Origin of the sequence: Undibacterium hunanense, assembly GCF_014284335.1 — a bacterium.
GTDB lineage: Bacteria > Pseudomonadota > Gammaproteobacteria > Burkholderiales > Burkholderiaceae_D > Undibacterium > Undibacterium hunanense.
In genome coordinates this window covers 143,764-157,339 of the sequence record NZ_JACOGF010000010.1, presented here as the reverse complement: position 1 = coordinate 157,339, position 13,576 = coordinate 143,764, and the positions used below count along the sequence as shown (strand labels likewise).

Annotated in this window: 11 protein-coding genes; 7 read left to right on the top strand and 4 right to left on the bottom strand. The window is 51.0% G+C overall.

The features are described from left to right. Positions 1-42: 42 nt before the first annotated feature. Positions 43-1,827: an ABC transporter substrate-binding protein gene (locus tag H8L32_RS19005; protein WP_186948842.1), complete on the bottom strand. Its 1,785-nt coding sequence runs from the start codon at positions 1,825-1,827 to the stop codon at positions 43-45. Between the two features lie 363 nt (positions 1,828-2,190). On the opposite strand from H8L32_RS19005, the gene H8L32_RS28025 reads away from it, so the two are divergent. The 6 genes from H8L32_RS28025 (at position 2,191) to H8L32_RS18980 (ending at position 7,474) form a co-directional block, all read left to right on the top strand. Next, positions 2,191-2,313 (top strand): hypothetical protein, encoded by a 123-nt coding sequence (locus H8L32_RS28025; RefSeq protein ID WP_268977643.1) that lies wholly within the window; start codon positions 2,191-2,193, stop codon positions 2,311-2,313. Positions 2,314-3,038: 725 nt separating this feature from the next. Next, the gene (locus tag H8L32_RS19000) at positions 3,039-3,710 is read left to right on the top strand and encodes an energy transducer TonB (RefSeq protein WP_186948841.1); all 672 of its coding nucleotides are present in this window, start codon (positions 3,039-3,041) and stop codon (positions 3,708-3,710) included. A 155-nt stretch (positions 3,711-3,865) separates the two neighbouring features. Next, positions 3,866-4,747, top strand: coding sequence for a MotA/TolQ/ExbB proton channel family protein (locus H8L32_RS18995; RefSeq protein ID WP_186948840.1), 882 nt, complete (start codon positions 3,866-3,868; stop codon positions 4,745-4,747). Positions 4,748-4,926: 179 nt separating this feature from the next. Next, complete coding sequence (locus H8L32_RS18990; protein ID WP_186947253.1) at positions 4,927-5,361, top strand: ExbD/TolR family protein; 435 nt, start codon at positions 4,927-4,929, stop codon at positions 5,359-5,361. 260 nt (positions 5,362-5,621) lie between these two features. Next, entirely contained in the window at positions 5,622-6,050 is a 429-nt protein-coding gene (locus H8L32_RS18985) for an ExbD/TolR family protein (protein WP_186948839.1), read from the top strand. A gap of 170 nt (positions 6,051-6,220) precedes the next feature. Beyond that, entirely contained in the window at positions 6,221-7,474 is a 1,254-nt protein-coding gene (locus H8L32_RS18980; RefSeq protein WP_186948838.1) for a tetratricopeptide repeat protein, read from the top strand. Between the two features lie 207 nt (positions 7,475-7,681). On the opposite strand, the gene H8L32_RS18975 is transcribed toward H8L32_RS18980, so the two are convergent. Next, complete coding sequence (locus H8L32_RS18975; RefSeq protein WP_230412314.1) at positions 7,682-9,073, bottom strand: transglycosylase SLT domain-containing protein; 1,392 nt, start codon at positions 9,071-9,073, stop codon at positions 7,682-7,684. 554 nt (positions 9,074-9,627) lie between these two features. Beyond that, entirely contained in the window at positions 9,628-10,848 is a 1,221-nt protein-coding gene (locus H8L32_RS18970; RefSeq protein WP_186948836.1) for an MFS transporter, read from the bottom strand. Positions 10,849-11,000: 152 nt separating this feature from the next. Here H8L32_RS18970 and H8L32_RS18965 point away from each other — a divergent pair, with 152 nt between their 5' ends. Further along, positions 11,001-11,603: a TetR/AcrR family transcriptional regulator gene (locus tag H8L32_RS18965; protein ID WP_186948835.1), complete on the top strand. Its 603-nt coding sequence runs from the start codon at positions 11,001-11,003 to the stop codon at positions 11,601-11,603. 53 nt (positions 11,604-11,656) lie between these two features. Here the strand turns inward: H8L32_RS18965 and H8L32_RS18960 are convergent, their stop codons facing one another. Next, positions 11,657-13,474, bottom strand: coding sequence for an ABC transporter transmembrane domain-containing protein (locus H8L32_RS18960; protein WP_186948834.1), 1,818 nt, complete (start codon positions 13,472-13,474; stop codon positions 11,657-11,659). Positions 13,475-13,576: the final 102 nt, after the last annotated feature.

Sequence of the window (13,576 nt, the reverse complement as noted above, 5' to 3'; positions counted from 1 at the left end):
GGCTAATGGTGATGACGGACTTGAAAGACAGTAAACAGGTTCTTAATGTTTTTCGACATCAATGAAAGCCCAGTCGGAATGTAATATCGGGTGTTTTTTGTAACCCACAATCCACGGGCGATACAGCCAGCTGCGGATGCGTGATGTATGTACGATCCAGGGTGTATCGGCTTCCACCTGGCGATTCATCTGTGCGTATACTTTATTGCGCTCTTCACCCAGCGGCAGGGATACCGCTTTGCGGAACAGTGCATCATAGGCAGGTGATTCATAGCAGGCGTGGTTGCCAGCGCCGGCTTTGGGGCCGTACAGCAATTGCAGGAAGTTTTCGCCATCAGGGAAGTCGGCATTCCAGGCACCGCCCCACATGTTTAATTTGCAGGCAGATGCAGCTTTCAGATTGTCAGCGAAATTACTGACCGGGAATTCTATGCGAATACCAATACGGTCCAGCCCACGTTTATAGATTTCTGACTGTACCTTGTAGATGGCAGCCGGTTCCACGGTTTTTTTAAGAGTGAGTGAACTACCGTCGGGATTGTTTCTGTAACCATCAGGACCACGTTTGTAGCCGAAATGGTCGAGCAGTTTATTTGCCAGGCTGATGTCATAGGCCAGGCTACTGCGGTAAGCCGGGTCATAGCCGACTACATCTTTGGGGATGATCATCTCTGATCGCACAGCCTGTCCCAGACGCATCTGGGTAATCTCATCTTCATAACTGTAGGCCATGCCTACGGCGCGGCGCAGGGCAATTTTTTCCTTGGTATAGCCACCGACGACCGGGTCACGCATATTGAAAATCGTGAAAACGATACCGGCATCCGTCACCCTGTCCATCTTGATGCCCTGGGCCTTCAATTCTGGTTTCAGTGCTGCGCCATCCAGTGCAGCGGTCGCAGCACTTTGTGGCAGCTTGTCGATATCCAGTTGCTTGTCCTGAAATGCCAGCCAGCGTGATTGTTCTTCTTCTATGATGCTGATATCGACCTTGCCGACCTGAGGCATTTTCTTGCCCTTCATCTGCTTGACGATCTCTTCGTCACGGGCGCTGCCGGTTGATTTGAAATCCCAGATGTATCCACGAAATTCAGGATTGGCCGTCAGCAGAATTTTGCTGCGCGGCATATATTTTTCTACCATATAGGGGCCGGTACCCACGGGATGCAGGCCGGTCTGGTCGCCGTAGGCTTCGATGACTTCGCGGGCCACGGCACCAAAGCCACCATAGGCAACCACGTACAGGAAGTTGTAATCGGTTGCCTTCAGTTCAACCCGCAACGTATATTTGTCGATTGCCTTCAGGCCGGCGACGGGGGTGTCGTAATCAAACTTGCCTGTCTTCTTGGCTTTTGCGGCGACATCGTCGAGACCAACTATCTTGCCTTCGATAAAACTGGCGTTCGGTGAACGGTTGACCGGATCGAGCAAGCGTTTAAAGGTGTACACGTAATCTTGCGCGGTCAATTCATGTTTCTTGTCCTTGAAGGCGGGGTCGGGCGAAAAGAAAATGCCAGACTTGATCTTGAACACGAACACTTTGCCCTGGTCGCTGATTTCGGGCATGGCTTCGGCTGTCAATGGTATGAGGCGGGCAGGGCGTGACAGATAGTCATAACTGAGCAGCGGCTCGAAGATCGCTTCACTGACCCAGCCAGAGTAAAAATTTTGTGTTTTCGCCATGTCGAAGCCATCATCGGCTGCTTCAAAAGCTTGCCTGACTATCTTGCCTGCATCTGCTGGATTAGCTGCCTGCACAGATGGTGCGACAGTTGCAGCGAAAAACAAAGCAAGGGCAGAACACAAATTCTTGACTGGGTCTGGCATATCACATACCTCTTATTCGACATTCATTTCCAGGGAGGTAGCGATCACTTATCCGTTTTCCGGATATCGTTATGATCGTGAAACATATCGGTGTTTGCCTCTGCGCATGTGGATGTCTCAGTAGTGCCGACATCACAGGTTCAGGACAGCTTGCACTGCATTGTTTCTACTTATCCCTGGTAGGGTGGAAAGGTTTAAAAAGCCGTAACCATAACGTAAGTCTTCCTGCTCAGGCGCATGTCGCGAAAATTTTTATTTCAAGTGCGGCACCATAAATGGGCAATATCCTTTCAACGGGGCTTGATTACGCTCAAAGAGTTAAAAAAATGCACCATTTTGAGTAGAGTCATGTTGCTGTGCGTAATGAAAATGAAAACTGCTGACACAACTTTAGGTAGTTTTGATCGCAAAAAACATGCCAAAAAAAATTTAATTTTGGTGCGTAACGTCGCAGGCAAATTTATCGATGGAGAGCGCAGTCTGTAAACTGGCTCGCACCATTTTTATGCTGCATAGCACAAGAAATTAGGTTTCCTATATGAGGAATTTTTTGGCAAAATGCGCCATGTTGTTTTTTTGCCCGACGAATTGGTAAAGCGCTTGACAGTTTCTCGGCATAAGTGGTTTTATGCGCCTTCGGAAAATTTTTTGACGGGTAAATTTTCATTTTTCCCCGTTATTGCAAAATCGTTTTCATTTTAAAAAATGAAGCGAATTAGCAAGAAGAGCAGGCATAATTGCCGCGCAGTTTTGCTGGAAATTGTTTGAATAATAAAAAGAATAATCTTTCTTATTCACCGCATTCACCACGAATTTATTATTTAATGAGGTGATGTTGCGGGCTTATGTTGTGATGTTATAAGTCCATGCCGCATCGTAATAAGCTTATGCTGCATCGTTAAATAGTGTTGAATGGCGTGTTGAATAAGTAAATGGCTTAATAGATTGATTAAGATTTATTACTTGGTCAATAACTGGTCGGACCAGTTTGGCTTTAGAAGATGTCAAAAAATGGCTGCTGGCAAAATTAAATAAGTCAGTTTTAGGTTAAAACGCGATTTATATTTTGGTGAGCCTGCCGCTTATGAATTTATAAGCGGTTTTAAGTCAGTATGGCGTTTTATTGATACACAGCATTTATAATCACTTTTTTGTTTGAGTTGTTTTGACTCGCGTCAAACAGTAGACCTTGTGGTAGTGGAGGAGCAGGAATGGATTTTTCAAATCGCCAGCAAGAGCCGGGAAAGAAATTTATCGGATTAGGGCTGGTCATATTATTTCACGTGCTGGTGGTATATGCACTGGTATCGGGCCTGGCGCGCAAGGCCATGGAAGTGGTCATCAAGCCGCTGGAAACGAAGATCGTGGAAGAGGTGAAACCACCGCCACCACCACCGGATACGCCACCACCGCCGCCACCGAAACTGCTGGCACCGCCACCACCGTTCATTCCGCCACCGGAAGTTCAGGTGCAGCAGCCAGTACAGCAACAGCCGACCATCTCTGCCGTGTCCAACGTCAAGCCAGAGAATCCGGTCATGCCAAAGGGTCCGGCCCAGCCAGCCCCAGTTGCTGAAGCCAAGTCCACCGGTCCGGTAACAGTTCCTGGTGTGATCGACTTCAACGTCGGTGGTTGCAAACCGGAATACCCGCGTGCTTCGTTGCGTAATGAAGAAACCGGTACTGTCCAGTTGTCCGTTCTGATCGGTGCCGATGGCTCCGTTGCAGACGTCAAGATCGACAAGTCCAGTGGCTTCCGTGGTCTCGACAATGCAGTTCGTTCGCAATTGATGTCTGGTTCCTGCAAAAACAAGCCAGGTACCGTCGATGGCAAACCGCAACAGACCTGGACCAAAGTCCAGTACGTCTGGAAGCTGGAGTAAGATTTCAGGCAAGAGCAGACCCCCGTCGTTTGGTCAGTCTGCTCTACCCATGCAAGAGATAGCAAGAAAATAGTAGTCGTAACAAATAAACCAAGTTCCACATAAAAACAGCAGTAAGCAACACCAACCTTATTTTGTTAAAAGGAAGCACCTCAATGAAAACCCGTTTCTCCGCATTCCTGGCTGCCACCCTCCTGGCCCTGACAGCCGCTGTTGCCGTCGCACCTGTATCCGCACAGGAATCCGCCTCCGCTGCTGCTTCTGCACCAGCTGCCGCCCCTGCCGCTGACGCTGCTGCGCCAGCACCTGCCCCAGCGGATGCTGGCGCTCCTGCAGCTGCTGCTCCAGCCAAAGAAATGGTTGAAAACCCATACGGTCTCGACGCACTCTGGAAAACTGGTGACTTCGTCGCCAAAGGCACACTGATCATCATGGTCATCATGTCCATGGGCAGCTGGTACATCCTCATCACCAAAATCATCGACCAGGTCAAACTGTCTGGCCAGGCAACCGATGCCCGTGCCAAATTCTGGAAAGCAGCCTCTGTACAAGCAGGTGCTTCTTCCCTGAAAGAAGGCAGCCCATTCCGCTTCATCGCTGACTCTGGCATCAAAGCCACAGAACACCATGAAGGCGCACTGCTGGAACAAATCGACTTGAATACCTGGGTATCCATGTCCATCCAGCGCGCTGTTGATAAAGTTCAAAGCCGTCTGCAAGATGGTCTGGCCTTCCTGGCGACAGTGGGTTCTACAGCACCGTTCGTTGGTCTGTTCGGTACAGTATGGGGTATTTACCATGCGCTGACAGCCATCGGTATGTCCGGTCAGGCATCGATCGACAAAGTAGCGGGCCCAGTGGGTGAAGCGCTGATCATGACGGCGATCGGTCTGGCAGTAGCTGTTCCTGCGGTTCTGGGTTACAACTTCCTGGTACGTCGCAACAAGAGCGCCATGGAAGAAGTCCGTGCGTTCTCCGCTGACCTGCACTCTGTAGTATTGTCCGGTAACATGGGCAAAACAGCAGCAAAAAAATGAAGCACTGATGAAGCTACTGCGCGACGCGATTTTTAGTCTGCGATGCTCACCGTACCTGCGTACGGTTGCGCTTCTTAACTAAAACTAGCGCCGCTCGCTACGCTTCCTCAGCACTTCTGCAAAAGCATTTGGCCGGGCTATGAGAATAGTCCGGCGTGAAATCTGAAAGAGAACACATTATGGCAATGGCAATTGGCAATGATGGTGATGGCGAAGACGAAGTCAACAGCACCATCAACACCACCCCGCTGGTCGACGTCATGCTGGTTTTGCTGATCATCTTCCTGATCACCACCCCGGTGATTACAGATACGGTCAAGCTCAAACTGCCGGCAGAAACAAACGTCATTTACAAGACCAAACCGGAAAACATCACCTTGTCCGTGAACAAGGATGGTGACCTGTACTGGAACGGCAGCATGCGTCCACTGGGTGGCACGGATGATCTGTTTGAGAAATTGAAAGTGGAAGCGGTGAAGGTACCGCAACCTGAGTTGCACATCCGTGGTGATCAGAACACCCGCTATGAATTTATTGGCAAGAGCATCTTGACAGCACAGCGGGCAGGTATCGCCAAGGTAGGCTTCGTGATTGAACCGCCTGCACGTAATTAAGCGGAACCAAGCGGAACTACAAGCAATTCGATAAAGGCCTGAGACCTCTCAACACAGAGACACAGAGAAGGGCAAAGAGAAATTCTGGAGAAGATAGAGAAGAGAGAAGCGAATACTGTCAAGTAATCTGATTCTCATCTCTTGTTTTTCCTCTGTGACTCTGTGTCTCTGTGGTAAAGATTTCAGGTCTTGAAGTTTGATTTTTTATTCAGATTCCGAATCATTCGTGATGTGAATAAGTGATTCATAAAGGAAGCATTATGGGTATGCAAATAGGTTCCGGCGGTGCTTCGGCTGATCCGGAAGTAATGATAGAAATGAACATGACGCCATTGATTGACGTCATGCTGGTATTGATCATTATGTTGATTATTACCATTCCTATCCAGAACCATGCGATCAATCTGAACATGCCGACAGGCACGCCGCCACAGCAACTGAAAGAGCCTGTCGTCGTGAATATCGACGTGGACTTTGACGGTACGGTATTGTGGGATGGTGTGGCAGTCAACCAGAATGAACTGGAAGTCAAGCTGCAGGCAGTAGCAACATCGCCAGATCAGCCAGAGGTGCATTTGCGTCCGGTGGCTGTGGTACCGTATAAATCGGTAGCCGCAGTGATGGCAGCAGCGCAGCGTCTGGGTGTGACCAAGATCGGTATGGTCGGGAATGAACAATTCCTGAAATGACAAATATTCATTTCAAGACGATTTCGGCGCATCAATGCTGAGTTCTTAAGGTATGATAGAAAATTGGCAGGGGGCTTCCCTGCCATTTTTCATATTCACGGGTTGAGCCCAGGTTTTTCTGAGGCTGCAATCCCAAAGTTTATTAAATTTATTGATTGAGAGATCAACATATGAAGCAACTTCGCTTGTCTCGTATCGCTGTATTGATTGCAGCTATTGGCTTTGCCGCCGCTCCGGAATTAACTAATATTGCAGCAAACCAAGCCTTTGCTCAGGAATCCATGCGTCCTGAAATCGGTCGTATCGTCCAGGCGGCTGGTGAGTTGTACAGAGCGAAGAAATACAGGGATGCTTTGTCCAAGATTCATGAAGCGGACAGCGTTGGTGGCAAGTCAGTCAATGAAAATTTCACGATAGAGCGCATGCGCCTGTCGATTGCTTCTGCAGCTGGCGACAATGATTCGGTTATCCGTTCTGCCGAGACGATTATTTCTGCCAATAAATTGCCAGGCAAAGAGCAGTTGCAGATGATACAGGTGCTGGCAAATGCCTATTTCAAATCAGGCAATTACTCAAAAGCTGCCCAGTGGTATAACCGCTATTATGCAGATGGCGGTACTGACTCTTCCCTGCGTCCTTACCTGATCCAGGCGATGTCACAAAGTGGTGATAGCGCCAAGGCCATGAAAGAAATCAAGGCAGAACTGGCGGCGGATGAAAAAGCTGGCCGTACGCCAAGCCTGACCAATCTGGAATACCTGTCCAATGATGCATTGAAGAACAAGGACATGGCCACTTATTCCAGCGCGCTGGAAAAAATGGTGTCCTTCCATGGCAAGAAAGAATACTGGGTCAACCTGCTGAACAATATGCAGAAACAACCAGGCTATTCTGAGCGTCTGAAACTGGATCTGATGCGCCTGAAACTGGCTCTGGGTCAGATCACCAAAACTGCCGACTACATGGATATGTCTCTGTTTGCTATCCAGGCTGGTTTCCCGGCGGAAGCAACAAAGATTATTGATGCTGGCTACAAGGCTGGTGTATTGGGTGAAGGCAAGGATGCGGATCGTCACAAGCGTTTGCGTGACATGGCAACCAAGGCGCAGGACGATGCCAACAAGGCCAGTGCAGCCAATGAAGATGAAGCCAAGAAAGCCAAGGATGGCCTGGGTCTGATCAATATCGGCTACAACTACGTGGCAGCAGGCAAGTTTGACAAAGGCCTTGGTATGATGGAAGAGGGCATTGCCAAAGACAATCTGAAGCATGAAGACGACGCCAAATTGCATTTGGGCGTGGCCTACATTCAGGCGGGTAAAAAATCCGCTGCGGTCAAGATGTTGAAAACAGTACGTGGCACAGATGGCACGGCAGATCTGGCACGTTACTGGGTTATTTACGCCAATCAGTCTATGAAATAAGTCAAAGTGATTGGGGATGGTGCTGAAACATCAGTACCATCAGCGTAAAAAAAGGTGCCTGTGGCACCTTTTTTTATATCTGTGATTTCAGCTTGTAAGGTCAGGGTCAGTAGTAGCTGCCGCTTTCAAGGTGTTGACGTGCAGAAAGCGGTGCATTACTGGTTGGCCAAATCTCATTTCACTAGCAGAGATCTGTAGTAAGGAATTCTAGCTATGCTTCTTGCGGCTGTTCTTGAGATGTGCGATCAATGATTTGCCACTGCTGCGTGCCGGGGCAGCAGAGCGGTGTACGACCCTGGGTGCTGCCGCAGTATGGCGGGTGGCCAGCGGGGTATGCTGGCTTACCTGGGTCACAAATGGTACCTGCACACGCAAAGTCTGGCCGTGAGCAACATTCTCGCGCTTAAGGTTGTTCCATGACTTCAGGTCGGCAATGCTGACGCGATAGCGCTTGGCGATGGCAGCCAGGTTATCGTGCTTGCCTACTTTGTAGCTGACCTGACGGGTAGAAGTTTTTTCCATGATCAGCTGGGCTTTTTCAGCGATTTCCAGCGAGATATCATTGTCTGGCACCTTGCTTGATTTTGGTACCAGCAGGGTGGAACCTGCTTTCACCATCATTTTTGCCGGGATCAGGTTAACTTCCCTGAGCAGTTCTGGTTTCAGTCCCAGTTTGCCTGCCAGTGATTCAATGCGTTCGGTTTTTTGTACCGTATGGGCAGACCAGGTAGACAGAGGGCCTTGCCATTTGCTCAGATTGGCCCTGAACAGTGCTGCATTGTCAGTCGGCAGCAGGATCTTGGTATTGCTGTCGCCGGTAATCACAGGGCGGTTGAATTGCGGATTCAATGCCGTAAATTCATCCAGCGGCAATTCTGCCAGTTGCGCGGCTACGCGCACGTCAATGTCCCTGGTTTTTTCTATCGTGACAAAGTAAGGCTGGTTGTCCAGCTTGGGCAGGGCCAGACTGAATTGTTCCGGGTGGCCGATGATGTTTTTGACTGCTTGTAATTTTGGCAGGTAATTCCTGGTCTCGTTCGGCATGTGTACCGACAGGCTCTGGAAGTCGATAGGCAAGCCGGCAGCCTGCTGTTTCTTGATGGCGCGCTGTACCGAGCCTTCTCCCCAGTTGTAGGCCGCCAGCGCCAGTTGCCAGTCGCCAAACATGCCGTACAGTTTTTCCAGATAATTCAGGGCAGCATCGGTGGAATCCAGCACACCGCGCCTGTCATCCTTGAACATGGTTTGCTTCAGATTGAAATCACGTCCCGTTGCCGCCATAAACTGCCACATGCCCGTGGCCTTGGCAGTGGAGATGGCTTGCGGATTAAAAGCGGATTCAATGAAGGGCAGCAGCGCCAGTTCGGTGGGCATACCACGCTTTTCCAGTTCTTCGACCACATGAAAGAGGTAGCGTGAGCCGCGCTGCACGGTGCGCAATATATAGTCGGTGCGGGTGCTATACCAGGCCAGTTGATTGCTGACCAGTTGATTTTCCAGGTCAGGTATTGCATAGCCGGTACGTATTCTGTTCCACAAATCGCCAGTTTTTTCCGTATATTCTAGCGTGCCTGTATCCGTGGCTATTTGTGCAGCCATTGGTGTGGGCAAGCTTATTTCCGGGGCAGTGGCGGGTGGTGTAGTTATTGTCGGTACGGGAGCAATGGTTTCCGGTGCAGATGCCAGTGCGAATGCAGGGGGTGTTTCAGCCAGGCAGATTTGTGGCGCAACATAGCTTAGTAGCGCGGCAGCAAACAGGGATGAAGAGCGTAGGGGGAATCGTTTCATAGGCAATAGCGTGTCTGATCGACCATGGTCAACGTGGATTGCAGGATCGTGAGAGTGTACGCAAGTGCGCTTTGCAGCGTCAAGGAAAATGTCAATGAAATGACAACTGTTACATCTGCTGGTCGGTATGGCGCATGTTGAATATAAGTAAATGTGGTTATCAATGCGTAAAATTACTCTTACAGAGCGCAAGTACTGCTAATGATGCCTTATTGCATTGTTTTGAAGGCTTATTTCTTTATGCCCGATACTTGATGACAGATGTCATCAAGTATCTTTGCAATTCAGGAGAAGGCTGTTGGTGACTTCATGCTTTATCAGTGCTCTTTAACATTTATCACCATTCATCAGCCTCTCTTTTTGACTTATGCCGCCTGTAATTGTAGTTGTTTTTCCTTGATCGGCAGATGTATCAGGGCAGCACCGACAGCCAGGGTTACATCGATATACCAGACCAGGTTGAAGTTGCCGCTGGCTTCGAATATTTTGCCGCCCAGCCAGACTCCCAGGAAACCACCCAGTTGATGCGTCAGCATGATGATGCCAAACAGGCTGGCCATGTGCGTTGGGCCAAAGAACTTGGCAACCAGACCGGCTGTGGGGGGAACTGTGGACAGGAAAGTCAGACCCATGACGGCAGCAAAGACCAGTACGACGGGGCCAGTCTTGGGTGTCAGCAAAAACACGATGATGGCCAGGGCGCGTGTCGCATACAACAGCGACAGCAGGGATTTCATACGCCAGCGACTCACTGCCAGGCCCATGGAAATACTGCCAACAATATTGAACAGGCCCAATATACCCAGGGACCAGGCGCCATAGGTTGGCGGCAAGCCGCACAGGCTGATTACGCCCGGCAAGTGTGTAGCCAGAAAAGCGACATGAAAACCGCAAACAAAAAAGCCTCCTGCCAGCATCAGGTAGCTGGGGTTTTTCAGGGCGCTGTAGATGGCATCTTTGGTGCTGGTTGGTGCTTGCCCGGCAGTTGTATTTTGCACAGGTTTGCCACGCAGCAGAAAAGCAGCGGGTAGCGCCAGCAATACCACCAGACCCAGAATCTGCATGGCATTGTTCCAGCCGTACAGACTCATCAGCCATACTGCCAGCGGCGCCATCAGGAACTGGCCAAACGAGCCACCTGCATTGATGATGCCGGTGGCCAGGCCGCGCTTCTCTGCCGGGATCATGCGGGTAGCGACTGCCATCAGCACAGCTGGCCCGGCCATGCCGGCACCGCCTGCTGCCAATATGCCAATGGCAAAGATTAAACCGGCAGTGGTGGTCATTAATGGTGTGATAAAGGTACCCAGTGCCACCAGTATCAGGCCAATGAATAACACACGGCCAGCACCCAGTTTGTCGGCAATGGCCCCGGCAAACGGCTGCGTCAAACCCCACCACAACTGACCAAAGGCGAATGCCAGACTGATATTGCCTATGCCAAGGCCGGTAGACGTATTCATAGGGCTGAGAAACAAGCCCATGCTTTGCCGTGCGCCCATGCTCAGGGCAAAGGTGCCGGCCGTGCCTAGCAATACCAGCCAGACGGCCGGGTATTTGTTCACAAAATTGCTTTGAGTATCCATATGGGTTTCCGGTAATGGGTGGTGAGCAAATGCTGAAAAACCAATAAAAGGTTTATGCGTTTTTATTTATAGATGATGATCGTCATGATTGTATATATTACGGTCGTAATTTATAATGTCAAGACAATTTCTTGTGTGGGTGGGGGGCTGTAATGAAAGTCAGCAGAGAGCAGGCAAATGAAAATCGCGAGCGCATCCTGAATGTGGCTGCGCAATTATTTCGTGAGCACGGCTTTGACGGTGTCAGTGTGGTCGACCTGATGAAAGGTGCGGGCCTGACTCATGGTGGTTTTTATGGAAATTTTTCTTCCAAAGAAGATTTGATTGCAAAGACCTGCGCCCGCAGTCTGGGTCGTTCGGCAGACAGATGGAAGAGATGGAAATCAGAATCGCCAGAAACGACCTTGTCACGCATAGTCGCAGACTATTTGTCGCCAGCGCATCGCGATGCACCCGGCAGAGGCTGCGCACTTGCCGCACTCGGTTCTGACATGGGCAGGCAGGGCGATGCCGTGCGTAAAACCGCCAGCAAAGGAGCACATGATCTGATCGGTGTGCTGGCAGAGCTATTGCCGGGGGATACTGAAACGGAAAAAGAAGATCAGGCGATGGCTGCTTTTGCCAGCATGGTAGGGGCGGTCATGCTGGCGCGTGCAGTGGATGATGCAGGGTTTTCGCAGCGCATCCTGCAGGCAGTTGCTGTGACTTTGGAAAAACAGGCCGTTGCTGTAAAACTTCAGACGCCTGCAGTCTGACCTGGCAGGCGCCTGTCTTGCCAAGTTTACCGGACTTACCGGGCTTGCCAGGTTTACTCTTCGTTCTTGTGCAAATCAAATTGCAGCGCCGCCAGTTTGGCATACACGCCACCTTGTTCGACCAGTGAAGCGTGGGTGCCGGTTTCCACAATCTTCCCATGTTCCATGACGATGATGCGGTTTGCCCGCTGCACGGTAGCCAGGCGGTGGGCAATGATGAGGGTGGTGCGTCCCTGCATTGCCACTTCCAGCGCGCCCTGTACCAGACGCTCTGATTCTGCATCCAGTGCGCTGGTGGCTTCGTCCAGCAATAGCAAGGGCGGGTTTTTCAGCAGGGCACGGGCGATGGCTATTCTCTGTCTTTGTCCACCAGACAGGCGCACACCGCGTTCTCCCAGGAAGGATTGATAGCTTTCGGGCAGTCTTTCTATGAACTCATGCGCGGCGGCCATTTTGGCGGCGGCGATCACTTCGGCATCGGTGGCATCGGCGCGGCCATAACGGATATTTTCCATGGCGTTGGCAGAAAAAATAATGGTATCTTGCGGCACGATGCCGATGGCGGCACGCAGGTCGTGCAGGCTTAGCTGACGGATATTGACGCCATCAAGACGTATTTCACCTCGCTGTGGATCATAAAAGCGCAACAGCATCTGGAACAGCGTGGTCTTGCCGGCACCAGACGAGCCGACAATTGCCACCGTTTCGCCTGGCCGTATATCCAGATCAAGCGCAGACAGTGCAGCAGTGTTGGGACGTGAAGGGTAGTGAAATTCCAGTCCTTGCAATGACAGTGCAGCGCCGCTGGCATCATGTTCAGCCCTGACCGGCAGACGCAAAACCTGGTCAGGAGCCGGATTCTGTATCGGTGACTGTACTTCTATCAGTTCCAGCAAACGTTCTGTGGCCCCGGCAGCGCGCTGGGCATCGCCCATTACTTCTGACAGCGCACCGACTGCACCGGCAACAATGGATGCGTACAGGATGAACTGACCAAGTTCGCCACCACTCATGCGGCCCTGCATGACGGCATGTGCGCCCAGCCATAATACAAATACGATGGCACCAAATATCAGCAGAATAGCAATCAGCGTCAGCAGCGAGCGTGCGCGTATGCGGCGCATGGCGGTATTGAAGGCGCCTTCTACCGAGCCAGAGAAGCGCTGTGCTTCTATATGTTCATGGGTAAAGGCTTGCACGGTGGGCATGGCATTTAAAATTTCGCCAGCGATGGCTGATGCATCGGCTATCCGGTCTTGCGAATCCCGCGACAGCGTGCGCACGCGGCGGCCAAACAGGATGATGGGCAAGACCACCACCGCCAGCATGACGATGATGATGGAGGACAGCTTGGGGCTGGTCACGAACAGCATCACCAGCCCACCGAGGAAGAGCAGGAAATTGCGCAAGGCCATCGATATGCTGGTACCTACAACGGTCTGTATCAGCGTGGTATCAGTGGTCAGGCGCGACAGCACTTCACCGGTCTGGGTGGTTTCAAAAAATTCCGGGCTTTGCGTCACAACGTGGGAATACACGGCGTCGCGTATATCTGCCGTCACCCGTTCACCCAGCCAGGACACCATATAAAACCTGGCTGCAGTGGCAATGCCGAGCACACAGGCGACACCAAACAGGGCAATAAAGGTCAGGTCCACATGCTTGATACTGTGATCGCCACCGCCAAAACCCAGGTCTATCATCTGGCGGAAAGCATAGGGAATAGCCAGGGTCGCGCCGGCAGCCACCAGCAAGGCAATGCCCGCCAGCACAAACTGCATCTTGTAAGGGCTTAAGAAAGGCAGCAATCCTTTGAGCGTTTGCAGGCTGCTGCGCTGGGAAATGTCAGTGCCGGGAGGGGAGGTGGTCATGCGCAGTCCAGAATAGGGGGCGAGCGTGGGCTAAACAATAGCAAAGGCAATAGATGATGTTGGCTTGGTTAAAATCAATAGCGCTGGCTGTTCTTTTTATCC